This is a genomic window from Moritella dasanensis ArB 0140 (assembly GCF_000276805.1).
In the GTDB taxonomy this organism is placed as follows: Bacteria; Pseudomonadota; Gammaproteobacteria; order Enterobacterales; family Moritellaceae; genus Moritella; species Moritella dasanensis.
Genome location: NZ_AKXQ01000023.1, coordinates 52,206 through 75,677, shown reverse-complemented (window position 1 = coordinate 75,677; position 23,472 = coordinate 52,206). Strand labels below are relative to the sequence as shown.

Genomic DNA, 23,472 nt, shown 5'->3' with positions numbered 1-23,472 from the left:
TAATAAATAGTAACAACATCTTATCAAAAAATGAGTATTACGGAAATTTACACCGAGTAACTGCGATATTCATCACTAAAACAAATCATTAATGACTAATAAAACACAAATGGGTACGTAATCATTTAGTTTTGAAGTTGATCACAGTTCTTTTTTTCCTAAAAATCTATCATTCACCCGAATTCGAACGAAGTGGATGTTAAAACGGAAAATCGACTTCCTTCCTAAATATAATTAACTGTCCCTATTAAAGAGGTCTATCGGTCATGATTGAACGGAAACATATGAGCGAAGTGCCAATGACTCAGCGTATTGCTGCGTACATTGCCATTTTGGTGGGTTACTTTTTTTATTGTTATAACTTTGTAATTATTGATTACGTCCGTCCCTATCTTGTTGAAGAGTATGACAACATTAGCTTAGCGGATACGGCTCAATTTTATACTTGGCAATCGGTTGGTGCGCTTATAGGGGCATTAAGTTGTGCTTGGGTTGCATCTAACTTTGGCAAAAAGTCGACGTTGATTGTCATTACCGCCCTAAATGGTGGTGCGACCATTATTAATATGATGTTTACCGATTACGCGACGTGGGCATTAATGCGTTTTATTATCGGTATTTCACTCGGTGGTTACTTTACCGTCGCAGTATCAATGATGATTGGCCTATTTACCCCCAGTGTACGTGGTAAATTAACGGCTTTTGCATCAAGTATGTTCTCTGTTGCCTTAATGGCTATGGGTGCCTACGCGGCATTTATCACCAGTATTGACGCACCTTGGCAGAGCCTAATGTGGGTTGGTGGTATTCCACCATTAGTTGCAGCCGCGCTGATGATTTTCCTTTTACCAAACGACAAAAAAGTGATCGCATATGGTGAAGAAGAAGCCGCTGAACAAGAAAATGCTGGAGCAGAAAAGAAAAAAGGTTCTTGGGGCGAAATGCTCAGTGCACCTTACCGCAAACTAACGCTTTCATGTCTATTACTTGCCGGCCTTAACTTCTATGGTTACCAATTCTTTAGTGGATTCGTAACAACCTATCTAAGACAGGTTAGAGAGTTCGATGGCGCGACCATCGGTATCATTTTCTCTATATCTGCATTTGGTTCATTATTCGGCGCATGGGTATGGGGCGCTATTGCCGACAAATACGGCCGTAAAGTTAACGCACTAGGGTTTATCATCGCCGGTGTCATGGCTTCAGTATTCTTTGTTGCACCAAGCGACGTCATGATTGGTAGCCTAAATATGCTAGCGATACTTGGCCTTATATACAACTTCGGCTTATCTGCGTCGGCAGTATGGGGTGGTTATTTCTCTGAATTATTCCCTCCACATCTGCGTAACTTTGGCGCAGCTTTATTCCACGGTGGTCGTATCATCGGCATGTGGGCGCCAATGGTATTGGTTTACATCCAAGAACGTTCAGACCTAGAGACCGCAATGTGGGGTTCTCCAATCATCTGGATCATTGCTGGTCTACTGTGGTTCTCTCTGCCTGAAACATTAAAAGGCGGTATTTTCTACAAAGAAAAATCACTGAAACAAGCAACCGCATAGTAACAACCTTTATTTAAGCGGCAGGCACCTCGCCTGTCGCTAATATGATTTATTTTTTCTAGCCCGTAAGAAACAGGCTCGTCAGCAAAAGAGAGATAAAATGTCTAAATATCAAGAAGCGAAAAAAATAGTACGTAATTATTTCGATGCAATGGAAAAAGCAACGCACGAAAATGTAGCAGAAGTACTAAAATCGCATACTTCAGAAGACTACCTATGGCGTAGTGTGTACCCATTCCGTGAACAGCAAGGCGCACAAGCAGCAGCTGACATATTCTGGTCACCAATGATGAAATCGATGACCCGTATGCAACGTCGTCAAGATATCTTCATCGCCGGTGAAAATGAAGTCGCTGCAGGTGAAACATGGGTGATGAGCATGGGCCACTTTATGGGGTTATTCGATGCTGAATTCCTTGGTATGCGCCCAACAGGCAAAATTATGAATGTTCGCTACGCTGAATTTAGTTGCGTAGAAAATGGCAAAATCACCAAGACTGGTTTGTTCTTAGATTTACTCGGTATGATGGATCAAGCTGGTTGTTACCCACTACCACCGTCAACGGGCAAACACTTTGTATACCCTGGTCCACGTAATCACGACGGTTTATTATTCGAAGATGCAGATCCAGCCGAAGGTATTGCTACCCTAGCGCTAGTAAACAAAATGGTTGATGATCTATCAGCGCTTAACGATAGCGGTGCAATGGGCTGCCCACCAGAAGTACTTGCGAAAAGCTGGTCTAAAGACATGGTATGGTATGGCCCTTGTGGTATCGGCGCATCGTATACGATCCCTCGTTACCAACAACAGCACCAACTGCCGTTCCGTAACAATTTAAAAGACAAAAAATTCAATGGCCACGTTTGTCGTTTTGCTGAAGGCAGTTTCTCTTGTTTCTTCGGTTGGCCAAACCTTTCAAATACACCGACAGGTGGTTTTTTAGGTATGCCAGGTGGCGAAGTGAGAGCAAACATGCAAGTTGTTGATGTTTATTATCGCGACGGGGACAAATTGTCTGAAAACTGGGTATTGATTGATCTACCTTATTGGTTACAACAACAAGGTTTAGATGTATTTGAACGTACTCAACAAATAACAAACCCTACCCTTTAGGATTAATAAGCCTGGGCAAATTAGCTCAGGCTTATGAACACCTTGCCTAATTATGTTATTCTAGTTTTAGTCACCTTACTAAAAATAATAGCTCACTCATGAATATACCTAAAGCAAACGCCACCTCAAAAGATGTTGCAAAATTAGCCGGCGTATCTCAATCGACGGTATCTCGTGTTTTTTTGCCGGGCAGCTCTGTCAGTGAAAAAACCAAAAACAAAGTATTTGCAGCTGCAAAAACGTTAAATTATCGTCCCAATGCTTTTGCTCGTAGCCTAACCACCAATGAATCTAAACTTATTGGTTTAGTTTTTCCAGATACTGATTACCCTTTGCACATGAAAACGCTGCAATTAATATCCAGCGAATTACAAAAAGAAGGTTATTCAGCGGTACTGATCCCATGGCAAGTTGACGATGAAGCACTCCACTCTATTCCCAATATTTTTCAGTATCGTGTCGATGGTGTAATCGCGGCTTCGGCAACATTCAACAAATCACTTTATGAAGAATGTGCCGAATTTAATATCCCTGTTGTTCAGTTCGCAAGAGTAGTTGAAGGAACAAGAAGTAGTCATGTAGTGAGTGACAACTACGCTGCAGGCCAAACAGCCGCAAAGCATTTTCACAAAAATGGCGTAACATCAGCAATCTACTTAACGGGTGATATACCCACTTTCACTAATAATGAGCGTAAAGCTGGTTTTTGTAGTGAGTTTGAAAGCCTGACAAATAAACAAGCGCATGTTGTTGAAGCCAGCTTTGACTACACAGAGGCTCTAGATGAAATCAGAGTAGTGCTGAGCCAAGTCAACAGACCTGATGGCGTATTTTGTGCAACCGATAATATTGCAATGGCGCTCATGGATGTAGCTCGTCTAGAGTTTGGTTTAAAAATTCCAGATGATTTACAAGTAATTGGATTTGATAATATCCCTCAAGCAGAATGGTTAAACTATCAGCTATCTACTTTTAATCAGGATTTTAAGCGTTTGGCACGAGAGTCTGTAAAAATCATTGTCGACCAAATTAGTCAGAATGATTCGACGCTAGTAAAGCTCATGCTTCCAGCGCATTTTATAGAACGCAAAACCACACGGTAAAATATCCCCCCATCTATTGAAATAAAAACGGCTGGGTTTCAATCTAATTCGCGAGTTGTTTACGCAACAACCGCGACTTAGAATAGCGCAAATAACGCCGATAGATAAATCCCCCCCCACAACTTTCAACTAAAATTACTTGCATAGATATACCAACCATTAGTGACCGAAATCACTAATTACGTTAAACTGGCGACAATTATCAGACTATTGCAGGAAAAGTTTACTCGCTGCTTTAGCAACCAACTTTCAGACCAACACATTTAGTACCCCATAAAGTACCCCATGTGACAGAAAGACAAAATAAAAGGTTTATATTTCAAATGACTAGAAGCTCAATCCAGTGGTACCCAGGGCACATGCATAAAGCCCGTAAAGAGATCGCGGAAGTAATGCCGCAAATGGACCTCATTATCGAAGTGCTTGATGCGCGTATTCCTTACAGCAGTGAGAATCCAATGATCTCAGAGCTACGTGGTGATACTCCTTGTATTAAAATTCTCAACAAAAGTGATCTTGCAGACCCGATTATTACTGCAGAATGGTTAGAATATCTAGAATTAGAAGAAGGCGTTAAAGCCTATGCCTTTACGACGCAAGAAGTGCATGAGATCAAAAAGATCCCTGCCCTAGCGCGTAAGTTAGTACCAAACAAAGAAGGTGCTGACAAAGTAATTAAAGCGATGATCATGGGTATTCCAAACGTGGGTAAATCAACCACGATTAATATTCTTGCTAACCGTATTATTGCGAAAACAGGTAATGAGCCAGCGGTAACGAAACAACAGCAACGTATCAAGCTTGATAACGGTATCGTATTATCAGATACCCCAGGTATGTTATGGCCGAAAGTACAGAATCCACTTTCTGGTTACCGTTTAGCATCAACAGGCGCAATTAAAGACACTGCGATTGAATATGATGATATCGGTATGTATGCAGCGGAATACATGTGTAAAACGTATCCAGAAGCAATGCGTGAGCGTTACAAGCTAGATAACCTAGACAAGACAGACGTAGAATTGTTAGAAGACATTGGCCGTGGTCGTGGTTGTTTAGGGCCTGGTGGTTTTGTTGATTTGAACAAAGCGGCTGCAATCCTAATTAATGAATTACGTACTGCTAAAATCTGTCGTCTTAGCTTAGAAACGCCAGCAATGGCTGAAGCAGAGAAAAAAGCGGTTATCGAACGTTTAGCCCTTGAAGGCGAGAAGATTAAAAAACGTAAACCAAAGAAAAGACGTCGTTAATCTATTCGACCTGAATAAATTGCAAAAAAAGAGCCTCTCGTTACAGTAACGAGAGGCTCTTTTTATTCTAATCATTTAATTCTACATTTTATTCTTTATTTGATGATTAGACGCACATCGTCATCATCACCCAATTCAATAATGAACTGTTTCTTATCCGCTTTCACAGAACGATTCACCCATTCCAATGGAATTGTGATTGAGCCCATTTCACCATCAAAAATATCATCTTGATTCATTTCGAAATCAGCATCGTTCTCTGGGTGGCAACCTTGTGCATACGCTAGGGTACCACGCTCAATTGGCGAGATATCACTTGAAACGTTGTTCATAATGAACACACCGTGTTCAGCCATCAAGGTTAATTGTGCGGTTAGCTTTTTAGGGTTCAGTTGATTAACATCTGGCCAGAAGTTAAGGCCTTTACTTAATGCTTCAACTTCAGTGTTGCCATGTTCATCAACAACTTTAGAGCCTTTGAACTTAGTCGCGTCCCAAAGATCATCATAAGTAGGAGTAAAAGTCTTTGCAGCGAGTGCTTCTGCTTCAATCGGCAAAACTTCATCAAGAGAAAATATAATTCGTTTCATTTTTGTCCGCTCTTTAATGACAAAAGCACAAACAAATGTTTGTGCTTAATACTCAAACTGCGTCAAGATTCATCTTGATACAGCTTAGATATATAATATACTCGAACTATATACCTAAACAGCGTGTTAATGCAAGTCAGCTAACCGCTTGCTTATTTAACTGTACGGCGTGTCGCAACTGCATCAGATAGCTGAGCCATCATCGTTTCAGTGTCAGCCCAACCGATGCAAGCATCAGTAATACTTTGACCGTAAGTTTCAACTTTACCATCAACAAGATCTTGACGACCTTCGACTAAATGACTTTCAACCATCACACCAAAGATTGCGCCATTACCTGCGCTAATTTGGCCTGCAACGTCAGTCGAAACATCCATTTGTTTTTGGAATTTCTTCTCACTGTTTGCATGGCTAAAATCAATCATGATGTTAACGTCTTGCTTAGCTGCTACTAACTGAGTTGTAATTGTAGCTACATCATCAGCAGAATAGTTTGTCGACTTATTACCACCACGTAGGATGATATGACAATCAGGGTTACCTGCAGTAGAAATAATAGCAGAGTGACCAAATTTAGTTACTGATAAGAAATGGTGCGGTGCGTTAGCACTACCAATCGCATCAATCGCTACTTTAATTGTACCGTCTGTGCCGTTTTTAAAGCCGACAGGACATGACATGCCTGATGCTAATTCACGGTGAACTTGAGATTCTGTAGTACGTGCGCCGATTGCGCCCCAGCTCATTAGATCACCAACATATTGTGGTGTGATCATATCCAGGAATTCACCCGCAGTTGGTAGGCCCATCGCGTTCACATCAAGCAATAGTTTACGCGCAATACGTACACCATCATTTAATTGGAAGCTGTCATTAAGGTAAGGGTCATTAATTAAACCTTTCCAACCTACCGTTGTACGTGGTTTTTCAAAATAAACGCGCATAACAATTTCGAGTGTATCTTTATACTTTTCACGCAATGCCACTAATCGCTCTGCATATTCTAATGCAGCAACAGTGTCATGAATTGAACAAGGACCAACAATCACTAAAAGGCGATCGTCTTCTTGTTTAAGAATTTGGCTAATGCTATTACGTGATTCAAATACTGTTTTAGTCACATCATCAGAAGCAGGGTATTTTTCTAACACTGCAATTGGCGGTAATAATTCTTTTACTTCACGGATTCTGACGTCGTCTGTTTGATAATGCATACTAATAATATTCCTTTATTCGCCCTCAGGCATTCGTACTCTAATGTGATATTGTCCGCATTCAATGTAACGTCTATTTCACTCGGAAGCAATTAGAAATGACATAAAAAAGCCATGGATATTGTAAGAAATATTCTTATCTTACCAAGATTAAGGTAACATCCAGCCAAAATACCCTAAATTTGGAAATTCCATGCTATTAAAAACTGAAGATGAACTAATTGACTTTGCCTATGATGCCTTCTTAGAGGATGCTCAAACCCAATTATCACCTGCTGACCAAATATTATTTGCCATGCAATTCGAAGATCTTGGTGCTGTTGATATCGTTGATCTTGGTAGCGATTGGCCTGCAAGTGTGGCAATGGGTGTTAATGACGCTGAATATTGTGAGTTACACATTGGACTGGTTGACGACAAAGATTTACTCAGTGATGTATTCGGTCGTGTGTTAGTAAAGAAAAAAGCCGGCGATAAATTTATCCATATTATTTGGAAAACTGAATAATCATTCAGCTGTGACTTGATTTCATCTTCGATTTAAGGAATATTAGCTTTTAAAGTAAGTATTTATAAAAAGTGTTTAACATAAATATTTATTATAAATATTAGAGTAGCGGTTAAATCCAAGGAGATGGAATTGAGTCAACAAGATAACCAGTTAGTACGTTGGTTTCGTCAATCAGCGCCTTATCTCAACGCGCATCGCGATAAAACAATCGTACTGACATTGAGCGGTGAAGCCATCGCGCATGCTAATTTCATAAATATCGTCAATGACATAGCCTTGTTAAACATACTCGGTATTCGCATTGTATTAGTCTTTGGCGCTCGCCCACAAATCAACACGATACTTGCGCATAATAACTGCGAGAGTCAGTTTCATAAACGCCAGCGCGTCACCGATGAACAAGCCTTCCCGTTCATTAAACAAGTCATTGGTCAACTCCAATATGAGATCACAGCGGCATTCTCGATGAGTTTGGTCAATACCCAAATGCACGGTGTCAAAATTAATATCGTCAGTGGTAACTTCATTACAGCGCAACCGATTGGGGTTGATGAAGGCGTTGATTTTTGTCATACCGGCCGCGTCCGTCGTGTCGATACTGACGCATTGGAATATCAACTGGCGCAAAATGCCATTACTGTCGTTCCCCCACTCGGTTACTCAGTCACCGGTGAGAGTTTTAATCTCAGTGCTGAAGAGGTCGCGACCAAAATAGCCATCAAACTCAATGCGCACAAGCTCATCAACTTTTGCTCTTCACAAGGTGTATTGGACTATAACGGTAACCTTATTTCAGAAATGTTCCCCGAACAAGCGCAAGAACGCTTAGCTGAACTTGAAGAACAAGGCGGCATCAATAGCGGTACAGCGTCTTACTTAAGAGCAGCGATTAATGCCTCTTTCGCAGGTGTTCCTCGCTGTCATTTAGTCAGTTACAAAACGGATGGTTCGTTATTACAAGAGCTGTTTTCACGCGATGGTGTCGGTACCCAAATCGTCCGTCAAAGTGCCGAGCAAACACGTCCCGCTAAAATTGAAGATGTACCAGGTATTATGTTACTAACGCAACCTTTAGTTGACCAAGGCATGTTAGTACAGCGCAGCAGAGAGCAACTAGTGCGAGATATTGAACACTTCACTGTGGTTGAACGTGATGGCACCATCATTGGCTGTGCATCACTGTATTGTTTCTCGGGCAATATTGCTGAAATGGCCAGTGTTGCAACGCATCCTGAATATCGACGCTTGAGTCGTGGAGACTTATTGGTCAAAGAAATAGAACGACAAGCCAAGTCACAAGGAATGGATAGCTTGTTTGTACTGACCACGCACAGTATCCATTGGTTTAGAGAGCGCGGTTTTGACCCTGTCGAACTGGAACAGCTACCTGTTGAAAAACAAGAACTGTACAATTTACAGCGCCGTTCAAAAATTCTGATGAAGACTTTATAAAATCTGGCAGTAACTGAAAAACAGAACATCGCCGATCAGTTACCGCCTTCTTTTCTACAAACAAAGCCACTTGTTACAATTCGGTACACTTGCCTTGCTCATAGTGTGCGCAAACCACTACTACCCTACGAATATTTAAGCCTATAATCTCATCTCATTCTGTGTCAGAGTTCAACGCATGTCATTACGACGAGTCTTACAACAGGGATTTCAATATCTCAGTCAGCTATTTAATCATGTCAGTCAGCGGTTACTCGCGCAACTCGACAGTAAAAAGCGCTTATGGATCGTGCAAGTGGATGAAGGTGGGCTAAAAAACCAATCATTTATTGTTGATGAGGACAACTTTCAGCAACCAATGGACTGGATGCTGAAGCGGCACTACTCGGTCACAGATGTAGAAAAAGTGAATAACATGAAATGTGCTCAAGTCGTTAGCGTCAAACTCGCGAACGCGAAACACAGCTTGATCCGCGCTAAATAGCGAGCTCTTAACTCGCTATCAATCATTAACTATTAACTGAGCATCAACGTCGTAAGTATTCACTCGCAACAGCATGTAGTGCACGAACATGTGCTTCATCAGCATTTAAACAAGCGATGAAACGGTAATCTTCACCACCGGCTTCGACAAATACTTCTTTATTTTCAATTGCCATTTCTTCTAGTGTCTCTAAACAATCAACTGCAAACGCTGGTGCGATCACATCCAGTGATTTAGTGCCACTTTTTGCCAGTTTCACTAATGTTTCATTCGTATACGGTTGCAACCACTCCGCTTTACCAAAACGCGATTGATAGCAATGCACAACCTGATCTTCCGTTAAACCTAAACGCGCACATAGCAGTGCAGTGGTTTCAACGCAATGATCAGCATAGATATCGCCTTTTTCAACCAGGAACTTAGGAATACCATGGTAAGACAATAGCAATTTCTCAGCTCTGCCCTTTTCAGCCCAATGACGTTCTACGCTTAACGCTAATGCTTCAATATAAGCCGCGTTGTTGTGATAATGCTTCACTAAGCTCACGCTTGGTACATCAATGGTTGATTGCAGGTAGTTAGCCACTTGATCAAATACCGGTGCAGTGGTGGTTGATGAGTATTGTGGGAATAACGGCAGTACCACAATATGTTCAGAACCCGCTTGTTGTAACTTTTCAATCGCATTTTTGATGCTGCGTTCGCCGTACGTCATGGCCAATTCAACTTGTACGTCTTGCCCTGCGTCTTGCCCTTTACCTTTAAACAATGCTGACAACGCTTTCTGCTGTAATAGGCTGTAATGTAATAATGGCGATCCATCATCAAACCAAATCGATTGGTAAGCTTTCGCGACACGTTTACAGCGCAAAGGCAAAATGACACCGTTTAATAGCGGCAACCAAAACAATCGTGGAATATTGACCACTCGGGTATCAGACAGAAATGGTCTTAAAAAGGCTTTAACACCGGCTGGAGTGGCTGAATCTGGCGTACCAAGGTTAACCAATAAAATACTTTGTTTAGTCATATTACACATAATCACTATATCGTTTAACGAGTGTTCCCATTCTATGCGATTAAGTAACTTGGATCCAATAACTCGCTGAGATTTAGGTATAAAAAAACCCCGAGCATGCTCGAGGTTTGGTAGCCGTATACAGATTAATCGAAAGGATTTAACCCATCTATTAACCTATTTATTAATCTATTGATTAACCAAGTAATTCAGCTAGTTGTTTACTTACAGCATCAACAGTTTGAGTACCGTCAAATGTAACATATTTGCTGTTACCCGCATCCGCTTCTTTGCCATAGTAAGCAATAAGTGGTGCAGTTTGATCGTGGTAGATACCTAAACGTTTACGTACTGTTGCTTCAACATCATCCGCACGGATTGATAGATCTTCACCAGTTTCGTTGTCTTTACCTTCCACTTTTGGTGGATTGTAAACAGTGTGGTAAACACGGCCAGAAGCAGCGTGAACACGACGACCGCTCATACGTTTAACGATTTCTTCATCAGGCACGTCAAATTCAAGTACGAAATCAACGTCAATACCGTTTTCTTTCATCGCGTCAGCTTGTGGGATAGTACGTGGGAAACCGTCTAGTAGGAAACCTTTCGCACAATCTTCTTTCTTAACACGATCTTTAACTAATTCGATGATTAGTTCGTCAGATACTAGCAGGCCACCATCCATAACGGCTTTAACTTTTTGACCTAACTCAGAACCTTCTTTAATAGCAGCTCGTAGCATATCACCAGTAGAGATTTGCGGAACACCATAATTTTCCATGATGAACTGTGCTTGAGTTCCCTTACCTGCACCTGGTGCACCTAATAAAATAATACGCATAAATTGCCCTTAAATTGATTTAGCTTGTGTAAATTGCTTAAATTTCAGAACCGCTAGACTACACGGGAAATCCGATGTGTTCAAGTACGGCCCTGAATTGTTACCTATTTGTATATAACTTTGTGAGTAGTTTAATAAAAAAACACATTCACACTGTTAAATTATGCAAATTGTACTTAACCGATTAAACGATTCATACGTGCAATAAATGCAGCTGGATCATCTAAACTACCACGTTCGGTCAATTGTGCTTGTTCTAGCAATAGCTGAATCCAGTCTGTAAATACCGCTTCATCTGCTTCATCAGCAACACGTTTAATCATTTCGTGCTCAGGATTTAGCTCAAAGATGTATTTCTGTGGTGGTACAGCTTGACCAGCAGATTCCATCAATTTAATCATTTGGCTGCTCATGCCATCTTCATTTGTTACAACACAAGACGGTGTAGCAGTAAGACGGTGTGTTAAACGCACATCGGCTACTTTATCGCCTAATGTTGTTTTTGCACGCTCAAGGAAACTAGCAAATTCTTCAGTTGCTTCTTCTTTGGCTTTTTTCGCATCTTCATCATCAAGGTCGCCAAGGTCTAAATCACCCTTAGTTACTGATACCAATTGCTTACCATCAAAGTCTGTTAAGTGTGATAGTAACCACTCATCAATGCGGTCTGTTAATAATAATACTTCAATGCCCTTCTTCTTGAAGATTTCAAGGTAAGCACTGTTTACAGCCGTGGTGTAGTTATCGGCTGTAATGTAGTAAATCTTATCTTGGCCTTCTGGCATGTTCTCGATGTATTTACCGAAACCAACTGCTTGTGCAGGACCGCCAACCGATGTTGAAGAGAAACGTAATAAAGAAGCAATCTTCTCTTTATTCGCCATGTCTTCCGCTGGACCTTCTTTCAGTGCTTGACCGAATTCATCCCAGAATTTAAGGTATTTTTCATCATCGTTCTTCGCCATGCGTTCAAGCATAGTCAATACACGTTTAGTACACGCAGTACGTAATGATGTGGTAATTTTATTATCTTGTAGAATTTCACGTGATACGTTTAGTGGCAGGTCGTTTGAATCTAATACACCCTTCACGAAACGCAGGTAAGTCGGCATAAACTGCTCAGCGTCATCCATAATGAATACACGTCGAACGTACAGTTTTAGGCCATGTTCTTTTTCACGGTTCCACATATCAAACGGTGCACGTGCTGGAATATAAAGCAGGCTCGTATATTCTTGCTTGCCTTCTACACGGTTGTGGCTCCATGTGAGTGGATCTTCAAAGTCATGAGCAATGTGCTTGTAGAACTCATTATATTCTTCATCTTTCAATTCGTTTTTCGATAATGTCCACAATGCACTTGCACGTGTTACCGATTCCCATTCACCTGGTACTGCGGGTGTTTTTTCACCGTCAGGACCGTCTGATTCAGGTTGCTCTTCTTTCCACATTTCAACTGGGATGCTGATGTGATCAGAATATTTGTTTACGATTTGACGCAGTTTCCATGCATCCAATAAATCATCTTCGCCTTCACGTAGGTGTAAGATAATGTCAGTACCACGGCTTGCTTTAGTGATCTCAGCAAGACGGTAATCGCCTTCACCTTCAGATTCCCATTGTACGGCTTGGTCTGCTGCTGCGCCTGCTGCGCGCGTATTTACTGTCATCATATCTGCTACGATGAAACCAGAATAGAAACCCACACCGAATTGACCGATTAATTGTGAATCTTTCGCTTGGTCGCCAGATAAGTTGTCAAAGAATTCAGATGTACCAGAGCGTGCAATCGTACCTAAGTGCGAGATAACATCTTCACGTGACATACCGATGCCGTTATCAGAAATGGTGATAGTACGGGCCGTTTTATCAAGCGTAACACGTACACGTAACTCGCCATCGTCTTCATATAAGCTATTATCTGATAATGCTTTGAAACGTAATTTATCGGCTGCATCGGCCGCATTAGAGACAAGCTCACGTAAAAATATTTCTTTATTTGAGTATAAAGAATGGATCATTAATTTAAGCAGTTGCTTCACTTCAGCTTGAAAGCCGTGAGTCTCAGTATTAACTGTATCAGTCATTACTTGTTCCTTTGTTCTAATGGGGTGATTCAGATTACAAATCATCTGAATTTATTCGTTAATAGATAGATGGGTTTGTTATCACTGTTTTCAAGGGCAATTAATAAATTTTATCTGTGAGCGCAAACGCAACTACTTAAAAAGCAATGTAAAAAAGCCATTTTTAATTATAAAATGCTTGCATATTAATATCACAACAACCATTATATTGCGCGCAATCTATTTATTTACACTGCTATTTACTTCTACCTATTTATTATTTAAAAGGGACTTACAATGACAAAGCTTTATGATTTTGAAGTAACAACAATCACCGGTGAACAGAAAAAACTCAGTGATTATAATGGCCAAGCAGTATTAATCGTAAATACCGCCAGTAAATGTGGTTTTACCAATCAATATGCTGAATTAGAAGAGTTACAGCAAACTTACGCGAGTAAAGGCTTGGCTATTCTAGGATTTCCTTGCAACCAGTTTAAGCAACAAGAGCAAGGGTCTGATGCTGATATTAATTCATTCTGCCAGCTCAATTTTGGAGTCACTTTTGATATGTTCAGTAAAATTGATGTTAATGGTGATAATGCCGACCCGCTGTACAAATGGCTTAAGTCAGAAGCGACAGGTCTGTTAGGCAGTAAAGGCATTAAGTGGAACTTCACTAAATTTTTGGTTAACCGTGATGGTGATGTAGTCGATCGCTTTGCACCGACACTGTCACCAAAAGGCATGATAAAAGACATTGAGAAATTACTGTAACTCAATCGTGATGATTAAAACTATTTAGCAGTAACAATAACTTAGTTGAATAGTTTGTTATATTTATAGATAAAGCCCCCTGATTAACATTGCTGTACTTTACAACAAATGCCCCGTATCAGGGGTGGCACTTAGCCCGGCTCTGTCGTATAGTATGCGCAATTCATTATAGGAAGGCTTTACATGTTTCGCGACAATCCACTACTATCTCAATTAAAACAAAATATGCGCCAAAACACGCCGAGTGTAGAAGGTACAGTTAAAGGCACTGAACGTGGTTTTGGCTTCCTTGAAGCGGATGATGGCGAAAGCTACTTCATTGCGCCACCGCACATGAAAAAAATCATGCACGGCGATCGCATTAAAGCATATATCGAAACCAACGGTGATAAAACATCAGCAGAACCGGATACGTTAGTTGAAGCTAAATTAACCCGTTTTATTGCGCGTATCAGCATTGCTAAAAACAAACTCACCATTCTTGCTGATAGCCCTGTTATCAACATGCCAATCAGAGCAAAATTAGTTGGTCTGGGCGAGCATAAAGTTGCCAATGGCGATTGGGTTGTTGCACAACTTAAATCTCATGCATTAAAAGACGGTAGCTTTGCTGCAGAAGTAACAAGTTTCGTCGCGACTGAAACCGATCCAAATGCACCATGGTGGGTTACATTAGCACGCCAAGATTTGGCTAAAGATGTACCAGCTATGCCTGACTCGGTTGAATTTCAAGATGACACAGCGCGTGTTGATCTTACCGATAAGCCATTCTTTACAATCGATTCAGCGTCTACACAAGATATGGATGATGCACTGCTTGTTGAAAAAACAGCAGAAGGCAATTTAAAAGTGACGGTTGCGATCGCCGATCCAACAGCATATATCCCAGCTGATTCAGAATTAAACAAAATTGCTGCAGAACGTGCGTTCACTGTGTATCTACCGGGCCGTAATATCCCAATGATGCCACGTGAATTAAGCGACAGTGTTTGTTCATTAGTTGCTGGCGAAAAACGCCCAACATTATGCTGTACTTATACTATTCAAGAAGATGGTGCGTTAGCTGAAGAGTTTGAATTCTTCACGGCTTGGATCACTTCTCAGCATAAACTGTCTTATACACAAGTATCAGACTTGATTGAAGAAGTATCAACGCAGTGGCAGCCTGAAGCACAGCTTGCAGAGCAACTACAGTCACTGGCTACGTTTGCACGTCATCGTCAACAATGGCGTAAGAAAAATGCAATCGTATTCCCTGACCAACCTGACTACAGCTTCGAGCTAGATGAAACAGGTAACGTACTTGCTATTCATGTAGAACATCGCCGCATTGCTAATCAAATGATTGAAGAAACAATGGTTGCAGCGAACATCACCGCAGCACGTTTATTCCGTCAACATGGCGATGTGGGTGTATTTAATACCCATGCTGGTTTTGATCCAGAGAAGATTGACTTAGTTGTTGAGTTACTGACTGAACACGGTATTGAATGTACCAAAGAACATATCCAATCTTTACCTGGTTATGTTGAAATACAACGTACATTGGCTGAAAAAGCCAATCCAGCGTTAGACAGTCGTTTACGTCGTATGCAAAGCTACAGCATCATCAGTGCAAGTGCAGAACGTCACTTCGCGATGGGCTTAGAGGGTTATGCAACATGGACATCACCAATTCGTAAATACGGTGACATCCTTAACCACCGTCTAATCAAAGCAACATTAACCAATGGTACAGCACGCTCTGCAACAGAAGATGAAGTGATCTTGATGTCAGAACGTCGCCGTCAACATAGAATGGCTGAACGTGATATCTCGTCTTGGTTATATGTTGATTACCTCACACCTGCGGTAGAAAGCAAACAAGCATTCGAGGCTAGCATCATGGATGTTAACCGCGGTGGTTTACGTGTGCGTTTACTTGAAAATGGTGCGGTTGCATTTATCCCTGCTAGCTTATTACATGATAATAAGAAAGAAGTTAAATGCTTAGTTGAAACAGGCCAAATCAGCATTAAAGATCAAGTTGAGTACAGCTTAGGTGACGTTATCTTCGTTAATATCGCAGAAGTTAACAAAGAAAAACGTAACATAGTTGCGAAGCCTGTTGTTGCTAAACCAGTTGTTACTACACCAGTAGAAACAGTCGCAGTTTAATAACAGCTTATTTTAACGAGGGTGAGCACTGCTTGCCCTCGCTAAATAATGAAGCCTGCCCCACCCCAATGCCTTTTTCGTTCTGTATGTAACTGCACAATCAACTTCAACGCATTATTTGGATCTAATTGCCAATTAGCAGTAATATCTGGATTTAACGCCATGAACTCCGTTAACATACTTTGTAAATGACTTAGCATCGCAGTGGTCACTTGTTCACGTTGTGGCATATCAATAACAAAATTAAACGCCTGTAATTCCATCATTTGATATTGTTGTAATACAAAACCTAAATCTGCTAACTTTTGTTCATATTGAACTTGTTCTTTTACCAGGCTGACATCCACTCTTGCTTGACGATCGATATTTTCCGCATCGGCATAAATACCATCGACATTGACCAAGCCTTGCGTCGCATTGTCATCATAAATAGTCAATGACGCCATATCTTGAGCGTAACTACTATTGGCATAGCTGACGATAAAACGCGTTGTTACCACTAAGAAAACAACAAAACAGCACAGTAATAATGATTGTAATAGTGACTGTAATAGGGATTGCGCTAATTGCTGCGGCTGATCATCGGTGTGTAATTTCCACAATGTATTTAGTTTTAATATCTGCTTCATCTCAGCTACTCATTAGTTATCAATAAGGCTATTAAAACAAACAAGTGTGGCGATTAAATTTCACAATAATGATGGAAAAAGATGAATTATGACGAAATGTGGCAAGACGATATGAGTTAATGTAAAGGTAAAAACCCAAACTGCAGAGTGGAATCACTCGAGAATTGCAGTTTAGGTTTACTTAATCTGTATTAACTAACGGCAATGCAAGAACTCAGCTCTTGTTTCTGGACGTGATTTAAAGATACCACCCAGTGATGTCGTTGTCGTTTCGCTTGTCGCATCCATCACACCACGTGCTTTTACACAGTAATGTGTTGCAGTAATACTCACAGCGACATCTTGTGAATCAAGTAAGGTCTGCAGCGCAACTAAGATTTGTTGCGTTAGACGCTCTTGCACTTGTGGACGGCGTGAGAAAAATTGCACGATACGGTTAATTTTTGATAAACCAATCACTTTACTACGTGGAATATAAGCAATTGTCGCTTTACCATCGATTGTCACAAAATGATGTTCGCAAGTACTCGTTAAGGTAATATCACTGACCTTAACCATTTCATCTACTTGCATTTTATTATCAATTAAAGTGATTTTAGGAAACGACGCATAATCCAAGCCTGAGAATATTTCATTCACGTACATTTTGGCAATACGGTGTGGCGTTTCAGCTAAGCTATCATCACTTAAATCAAGCTCTAATAATTTTAGAATTTCGGTGAAATGTGATTCAATGCGGTCTTTTTTTTCTGCGCTTGATAGCCCAGTTACGATCATTGGTGTTTCTAACCCTCGCTCTTCCAAGACTGAACGGACTAATAAAGCTTCTTTACTTAGGCAGGTCATTAATTACTCCACAAACGAATCGACTTAAAAATATTGCCGCATAATAGCATCTAACAATTGATAAGATAAACAAATTAGCTTAAATAGCCATAATTAAGCATTTTATTGTTATAGATCCTTTCGCCAACCTGTTGAGTTTGTCATAATTGACGATATAACTAAAAAATAACCACAAGGGTATATGATGGGATGTTGTGACGTACAAGGGCTAAAACCACTGGATTTAGCGATGCAAGAAATGTTGGACAATATTGATGCAGTAACAGAAACACTGACATTAGACTTAGCAGAAGCACTCGATTATATTCTCGCTGAAGACATATCTTCGCCAATGAATGTCCCGCCATTTGATAATTCAGCAATGGATGGTTATGCAGTTCGCATCACCGACCTCACTCAATCAATGACCCTACCACTTGCAGGTAAAGCCTTTGCAGGTCAACCGTTTGATGGTGAATGGCCACTCGGCACTTGTATCCGCATTATGACTGGCGCACCAGTACCAACAGGTTGTGAAGCCGTTATCATGCAGGAAAGAACACAGGTAGATGGTGATCTTATTACCTTCGAAAGTTTACCGCCAATGCATGACAATATTCGTAATGCTGCTGAAGATATCGCGATCGGCCAAGCTGTATTAACCAAAGGTCGCCGCCTTACCCCACGTGATATTCCCATGCTAGCAACGATTGGCATTGATAAAGTAACAGTCTACCGTCGTCTAAAAGTGGCTATTTTTTCAACCGGTGATGAGCTCAAAACCTTAGGTCAACCGCTTGGTAATGGTGAGATTTACGACAGTAACCGTTACAGCATTAACGCTATGTTATCGCGTTTGAATTTAGACATTATTGATTTTGGTATTGTCCCTGATAACGAAGACCTACTACGTGAAACGTTCCTTAAAGCCGATGCAGTGGCTGATGCCGTGATCACATCTGGCGGTGTATCAGTTGGCGAAGCAGATTACACTAAAATATTACTCGAAGAACTGGGTGAAATTGGCTTTTGGAAATTGGCGATTAAACCCGGTAAACCGTTCGCATTCGGCACCTTACCAAGCAGTAAATTCTTTGGTTTACCTGGTAACCCCGTTTCTGCAACGGTGACATTTCATCAACTTGTCGTGCCGGCATTAGCAAAAATGACCAATCAAGTGTTCACACCAACACCTCGCTTTAATGCCGTTGCCACCACTAGAATGAAAAAAGCACCCGGTCGTATGGACTTTCAACGTGCTATCTATAGCGTGAACGCGCAAGGTCAACTTGAAGTTGTATCGACAGGTAGCCAAGGTTCTGGCGTATTCAGCAGCTTGAGTCACTCAAATTGTTATGCCATTATCGAGCAAGATCGCGGTAATGTTGAAATTGGTGAAACCGTCACAATTGAACCATTTAACGAGATCTTAAATTAATGACAACCTCCTCTATTGGTGGTGACTTGCCTTGCGAAGACATATTGTCTTCGCAAGAAGAGTTACGCTACAACCGTCAAATCGTGCTACGCCACTTTGATTTTGATGGCCAAGAAGCCTTAAAACAAGCCAATGTATTAATAATAGGTGCAGGCGGACTAGGTTGTGCTAGTAGTCAGTACTTAGCTTCTTCTGGCATCGGCAAGATGACATTAGTCGATTTTGATCATATTGAGTTATCAAATTTACAACGTCAGTTACTGCACCGTGATAGCCGCATTGGTGAGTTTAAATCGCTATCCGCTAAACATGAACTAGAGCAGATAAACCCACACTGTAAAGTGCAAGCTATCACCACAAAACTGTCTGAAGATGAGATGGTTAAGCTAATCGAATTGCATGATATTGTGCTTGATTGTACTGATAACGTCGATACACGAGAGCAGATAAACCGTGCTTGTTTCGCGTTGCGCACACCCTTAGTGTCAGGCGCTGCGATTCGTATGGAAGGTCAAATTAGTGTCTTTACGTATGCCGATAATGAGCCTTGCTACCAATGTCTAAGCCAATTATTCGGCAGCGGAACATTAAGCTGTGTTGAATCCGGTATTATGGCGCCGATGGTGGGTATTATTGGTGCGATGCAGGCTATGGAAGCGATTAAAGTGATTGCCAACTTTGGTCAGCCACTGACAGGTAAAGTCTTAATTGTCGATGGTCTAACACTGTCGTTTCAAACGATGAAATTACCAAAATTACCGATGTGTTCTGTCTGTCATACGCCACAGACAAAATAACACAATTAAACTAGCGCGATGATCAGCTAAATCGCGCTTTCTATTTTCTTCAAGTAGAAGTCGAATACAAACCCAACTATAAGAAAATGTGTGCAAGATAAGAAACCAATAAGCAATATACCAGGTTTGCAATCAAGCTCGCTTCCAGTCCCACAAACCAATATAACAAGCCTAACGTTGAAGCCGTGATAGCCGATATAATAACGATAAAAATAATCAGGTTTATCGAGAAAGTAGATGTCACCAGCGCCACAGATAAAGCCATAAACAACGACAATATGATGGATGAAATAACAATGGTATTGGTGGTTAATTTAAATTGTGAAGGCTTGTTTTCAAACAACATCAGTTTTGATAACAAACTTGATAGCGGTAACATGAATACCGATAAATATAATGTGCTGGATAACACAGCTGTCAACGCAATTAAAATAAGGTCTAACGAGCTAAATATTTGATGATACTGAAGAAACGCTTGTGGTAGATGCGGTTCTGCAATCACAAAAATTAAGCTACATAAAATACCAGTCAGCAAACCGAAACAAGCACCGAATACCAGCGTGATGCGTAATTCAGATAAAAATCCAGAACCATTTTTCGTTTGTTGCGACGATGACGAAATCTTATCCGTGCAAACAATACCAAAATAGGCAGTGCAAGAAACCGCGAGTAGTACGATCGCTACTAACGGCGCAATAAAGTTATTTGTTAATCCAATGCCCATCGGCAGATTAGAAAACAAAAATGATGTGATATTTGTTTGTTCCGCGAATGCCAATGTACCTACGACTAAAATAGCGCAAGTAAACATCAGGCAGCGTTGCAGTATAGAGTAATTATTCAATACGGCCTCGAATAATGGTATTTGTCTCTTCGACTGTTGTTTTTCGATCATATCTGACTTACAAAAAATGAGTTTAGCGCTACAGAATTATGGTGTTAACTTATACAAGCGATGAACACCTAAAAGGTCGTAACTACAAATGGGTAATGATATATCTTCTCACATATATATCAAGTTTAATTATCCATTTAAACTCTAGATTTAGACTATTACTGCGCCACATCAATTATGATTCATGCGCTACTGTCGGCGATGAGTACTCGACATAGAGTGAAGTTCTCAACATAAAGTAGCTATTAGCGCTAAACACAAGAGTGGGGATTCGTTTTCTACACAAAAAGTGGTGATGAGTACTCGACACAAACATTATTCGTGCAAGCTGCAGCTATAACCTAGTAATGGATAGCCGTTAATAGTTAACAGCCGCCGCTACAATGATGTGCGAGTTTAGAAAAATCATACTTATTTAAAAGTTATTAGATTGAATAATAAGGATTTTTCATTATTTAATTTCATACCTAAAATTGAAATAAAAGGATGTATTCAACACAAAATAAAGGTAATATTCGTCTGTGACTAACTACTCATTAGTAGGTGCATTACGACGTTGCTCGTTGTAATGCTTTTACTAATGAATATTTAAGTACTTTTTGATTCAACATTTTAGACAAATAAAGGAATATAAAATGACAGACCTACGCGCTAAATTCGACGCTACAGTAGAACTCGTTCAAAACGGCACAGCAAAGAAAAAACCATCACAAGAAACTAAGTTAGAGTTTTATTCATTATTTAAGCAAGCAACTGAGGGTGATGTAGCAACTAAGAAGCCATCTATCTTTGATATGGTTGGTTTTGCTAAATGGACTGCATGGGATAAATTACGTGGCTTAACGTCAGATCAAGCGATGGAAAAATACATTTCACGTGTAGAAGAAGAGAATGCGGCTTAATCATTAACGAATTTGTTAAATGACTTGTTGTCAGTAATCTGTTGTCAGTAAATAATGCTATTTACTGACAATTTTGAAAGGTTGTACCTACTCAATAAGAAATATACTTTAATTACCCTGCCCATTATCTATTAATGAAATGCTTTACTACTTTTTTTTGGCTGAAAAACCACTGTCTACGAACACCTTTACTCATCATCATTCCTTAATCTTATCTTATATATATGCCTGCACCCTATTATCAGGGAACGATTACATCTACCTATATTTATAATAAAAACCACTTATAACTTTTAATATCAAAACCTTACACTTAATCGCTAGTGATAAGCAGCAATCTAAACTAGCAATAAACACTAACTAAGCAACCATTCGTGCTTTATCTAAATGAAAAATGTGGAGCAGGATATGAATTGGCTGTTATATGAACTAAGATTGAATAAAATAGCGGTTGCAACGGCGAAAAAGGCACCAAACAAGGGTCTTCAGTGTTGATTTTACTAGTGAAAACAACAATTTTATAAAAATAATCAATCAGTGTGTTGCTATGATTCTCCAACCATGTATAATTCGTCTTAAGAAATTAGGCTAGTTTATATCGGTAGAATGAGCTTTAGTTAATACTTGTATTGATTATTGTGTTTTGTATTGTTTATATAAGTTACACCCTGGTTTTTTAACAAAATTTTTTAATAACGTATATATATACAGGGTTTTTTAATATGTCTAATACAGTAATCGGTAAAGTAAAATTCTTCAACGAAGCTAAAGGCTTCGGTTTCATCGAACAAGAAAACGGCCCAGATGTATTCGTACATTTCAGCTCTATCTTAGTAGATGGCTTCAAAGTACTTACTGACGGTCAAAAAGTTGAATTCACAGTAGGTCAAGGCCAAAAAGGTCCACAAGCTGAGAACGTTAAACCTCTTTAATAGTTTACTATTAATCGGTTAAACAGTTATCAAAAAAGGTGAACTTAGTTCACCTTTTTTATTACCTAAAATTCATGCCATCTTAGGTGCATTTATTGTCAGGTAATAAAAAGCCAATGAGTTATCTCATTGGCTTTTTTTATGCCCATTATTTATTATGGCAACGATTTTTTATGCCGACGATATAGTGGCGAAAGAATTATAAAGCGCCAGTATTAACATTAAAACGTAATCGTATAACTTAAGCAGCACGAACCTATTTGGTAATCACTTCTAACTGCTTCTCTCTCGAGTTAATGCTATCCGTTAAGCTTTTCAATACACCATTGCTGATGTTAAAGATCCAACCATGCACGGTTAACTCTTCACCTTTACGCCAAGCTCGCTTAACCACCGTAGTATTACAAACATTTCGAACCTGCTCGACTACGTTTAGTTCACACATGCGGTCAATTTTATCTTCCCCACAAACGCCTTCTAGTTCATCCATATGGAAACGTTCTACGTCTTTAATATGACGTAACCAATTATCGATTAAACCATGCTGACCATCACCCATTGCGGCCTTAACGCCACCACAGCCATAATGACCACAGACAATAATATGCTTCACTTTAAGTACTTCAACAGCATACTGGATCACTGATAAACAATTTAAGTCTGTGTGTACCACAACATTAGCAATATTACGGTGCACAAACACTTCCCCCGGAGGCAGGGCCATGATCTGGTTTGCTGGTACGCGGCTATCGGAGCAACCGATCCACAAATAGTCTGGTGATTGCTGCTTAGAAAGTTGTTCAAAAAAGTCAGGGAACTGTTCATTAATCTGTGCTGACCATGCGCGATTACGTTCAAATATCGATTTTATAGTGCTCAAGACTACGCTCTCTGATTGGGATAACTACATTT

Annotated in this window: 22 protein-coding genes; 13 read left to right on the top strand and 9 right to left on the bottom strand. The window is 40.2% G+C overall.

Features of this window, described 5'->3' with window-relative positions:
* Positions 1–266 precede the first annotated feature (266 nt).
* From A923_RS0117210 to ylqF, 4 genes are all read left to right on the top strand, one after another.
* Positions 267–1,562, top strand: a complete 1,296-nt coding sequence (locus A923_RS0117210; protein ID WP_026006310.1) for an MFS transporter — start codon at positions 267–269, stop codon at positions 1,560–1,562.
* Between the two features lie 100 nt (positions 1,563–1,662).
* Positions 1,663–2,679 (top strand): ester cyclase, encoded by a 1,017-nt coding sequence (locus A923_RS0117205; RefSeq protein WP_017222931.1) that lies wholly within the window; start codon positions 1,663–1,665, stop codon positions 2,677–2,679.
* A gap of 98 nt (positions 2,680–2,777) precedes the next feature.
* Positions 2,778–3,782 carry a LacI family DNA-binding transcriptional regulator gene (locus tag A923_RS0117200; RefSeq protein WP_017222930.1) on the top strand — a complete coding sequence of 335 codons (1,005 nt, stop codon included), beginning with the start codon at positions 2,778–2,780 and terminating at the stop codon, positions 3,780–3,782.
* Positions 3,783–4,105: 323 nt separating this feature from the next.
* Positions 4,106–5,032, top strand: a complete 927-nt coding sequence (ylqF, locus tag A923_RS0117195; protein ID WP_033197654.1) for a ribosome biogenesis GTPase YlqF — start codon at positions 4,106–4,108, stop codon at positions 5,030–5,032.
* 95 nt (positions 5,033–5,127) lie between these two features.
* Here ylqF and A923_RS0117190 read toward each other — a convergent pair whose 3' ends face one another.
* Together A923_RS0117190 and aroG are read right to left on the bottom strand one after the other, a co-directional pair.
* On the bottom strand, positions 5,128–5,622 hold the full coding sequence (locus A923_RS0117190; protein ID WP_017222928.1) for a DUF3085 domain-containing protein: 495 nt from the start codon (positions 5,620–5,622) through the stop codon (positions 5,128–5,130).
* Positions 5,623–5,774: 152 nt separating this feature from the next.
* Positions 5,775–6,836, bottom strand: coding sequence for a 3-deoxy-7-phosphoheptulonate synthase AroG (gene aroG, locus A923_RS0117185; protein ID WP_017222927.1), 1,062 nt, complete (start codon positions 6,834–6,836; stop codon positions 5,775–5,777).
* 193 nt (positions 6,837–7,029) lie between these two features.
* Here aroG and A923_RS0117180 point away from each other — a divergent pair, with 193 nt between their 5' ends.
* The 3 genes from A923_RS0117180 to A923_RS0117170 all read left to right on the top strand — a co-directional run bounded on the left by A923_RS0117180 (position 7,030) and on the right by A923_RS0117170 (position 9,283).
* Complete coding sequence (locus A923_RS0117180) at positions 7,030–7,344, top strand: HI1450 family dsDNA-mimic protein (RefSeq protein WP_017222926.1); 315 nt, start codon at positions 7,030–7,032, stop codon at positions 7,342–7,344.
* 126 nt (positions 7,345–7,470) lie between these two features.
* Positions 7,471–8,799, top strand: a complete 1,329-nt coding sequence (gene argA / locus A923_RS0117175; RefSeq protein WP_017222925.1) for an amino-acid N-acetyltransferase — start codon at positions 7,471–7,473, stop codon at positions 8,797–8,799.
* Positions 8,800–8,977: 178 nt separating this feature from the next.
* Positions 8,978–9,283 (top strand): hypothetical protein, encoded by a 306-nt coding sequence (locus A923_RS0117170; RefSeq protein ID WP_017222924.1) that lies wholly within the window; start codon positions 8,978–8,980, stop codon positions 9,281–9,283.
* A 43-nt stretch (positions 9,284–9,326) separates the two neighbouring features.
* Here A923_RS0117170 and hemH read toward each other — a convergent pair whose 3' ends face one another.
* From hemH to htpG, 3 genes are all read right to left on the bottom strand, one after another.
* Positions 9,327–10,322 (bottom strand): ferrochelatase, encoded by a 996-nt coding sequence (gene hemH / locus A923_RS0117165; RefSeq protein WP_017222923.1) that lies wholly within the window; start codon positions 10,320–10,322, stop codon positions 9,327–9,329.
* A gap of 175 nt (positions 10,323–10,497) precedes the next feature.
* Complete coding sequence (gene adk, locus A923_RS0117160; RefSeq protein WP_017222922.1) at positions 10,498–11,142, bottom strand: adenylate kinase; 645 nt, start codon at positions 11,140–11,142, stop codon at positions 10,498–10,500.
* Positions 11,143–11,318: 176 nt separating this feature from the next.
* Positions 11,319–13,229 carry a molecular chaperone HtpG gene (htpG, locus tag A923_RS0117155; protein ID WP_017222921.1) on the bottom strand — a complete coding sequence of 637 codons (1,911 nt, stop codon included), beginning with the start codon at positions 13,227–13,229 and terminating at the stop codon, positions 11,319–11,321.
* Between the two features lie 276 nt (positions 13,230–13,505).
* Between htpG and A923_RS0117150 the strand changes: the two genes are divergently transcribed.
* On the top strand, positions 13,506–13,985 hold the full coding sequence (locus A923_RS0117150) for a glutathione peroxidase (protein ID WP_017222920.1): 480 nt from the start codon (positions 13,506–13,508) through the stop codon (positions 13,983–13,985).
* A 183-nt stretch (positions 13,986–14,168) separates the two neighbouring features.
* The gene (locus A923_RS0117145) at positions 14,169–16,142 is read left to right on the top strand and encodes an exoribonuclease II (RefSeq protein WP_017222919.1); all 1,974 of its coding nucleotides are present in this window, start codon (positions 14,169–14,171) and stop codon (positions 16,140–16,142) included.
* A 41-nt stretch (positions 16,143–16,183) separates the two neighbouring features.
* Here the strand turns inward: A923_RS0117145 and A923_RS0117140 are convergent, their stop codons facing one another.
* Together A923_RS0117140 and folE are read right to left on the bottom strand one after the other, a co-directional pair.
* Positions 16,184–16,771 carry a hypothetical protein gene (locus A923_RS0117140; RefSeq protein WP_017222918.1) on the bottom strand — a complete coding sequence of 196 codons (588 nt, stop codon included), beginning with the start codon at positions 16,769–16,771 and terminating at the stop codon, positions 16,184–16,186.
* A 195-nt stretch (positions 16,772–16,966) separates the two neighbouring features.
* The gene (folE, locus tag A923_RS0117135) at positions 16,967–17,617 is read right to left on the bottom strand and encodes a GTP cyclohydrolase I FolE (protein ID WP_017222917.1); all 651 of its coding nucleotides are present in this window, start codon (positions 17,615–17,617) and stop codon (positions 16,967–16,969) included.
* A gap of 184 nt (positions 17,618–17,801) precedes the next feature.
* On the opposite strand from folE, the gene moeA reads away from it, so the two are divergent.
* Together moeA and moeB are read left to right on the top strand one after the other, a co-directional pair.
* Entirely contained in the window at positions 17,802–19,034 is a 1,233-nt protein-coding gene (moeA, locus tag A923_RS0117130) for a molybdopterin molybdotransferase MoeA (RefSeq protein ID WP_017222916.1), read from the top strand.
* Entirely contained in the window at positions 19,034–19,831 is a 798-nt protein-coding gene (gene moeB, locus A923_RS0117125; RefSeq protein WP_017222915.1) for a molybdopterin-synthase adenylyltransferase MoeB, read from the top strand. The genes moeA and moeB overlap by 1 nt, the downstream gene beginning before the upstream one ends.
* A 76-nt stretch (positions 19,832–19,907) precedes the next feature.
* Here moeB and A923_RS0117120 read toward each other — a convergent pair whose 3' ends face one another.
* Positions 19,908–20,726, bottom strand: coding sequence for a hypothetical protein (locus A923_RS0117120; RefSeq protein ID WP_026006307.1), 819 nt, complete (start codon positions 20,724–20,726; stop codon positions 19,908–19,910).
* A 635-nt stretch (positions 20,727–21,361) separates the two neighbouring features.
* Here A923_RS0117120 and A923_RS0117115 point away from each other — a divergent pair.
* Together A923_RS0117115 and A923_RS0117110 are read left to right on the top strand one after the other, a co-directional pair.
* Positions 21,362–21,628, top strand: coding sequence for an acyl-CoA-binding protein (locus tag A923_RS0117115; RefSeq protein WP_017222913.1), 267 nt, complete (start codon positions 21,362–21,364; stop codon positions 21,626–21,628).
* 722 nt (positions 21,629–22,350) lie between these two features.
* On the top strand, positions 22,351–22,560 hold the full coding sequence (locus A923_RS0117110) for a cold-shock protein (RefSeq protein ID WP_006030497.1): 210 nt from the start codon (positions 22,351–22,353) through the stop codon (positions 22,558–22,560).
* 256 nt (positions 22,561–22,816) lie between these two features.
* Here A923_RS0117110 and can read toward each other — a convergent pair whose 3' ends face one another.
* Positions 22,817–23,440, bottom strand: a complete 624-nt coding sequence (can, locus tag A923_RS0117105) for a carbonate dehydratase (protein WP_017222912.1) — start codon at positions 23,438–23,440, stop codon at positions 22,817–22,819.
* Positions 23,441–23,472: the final 32 nt, after the last annotated feature.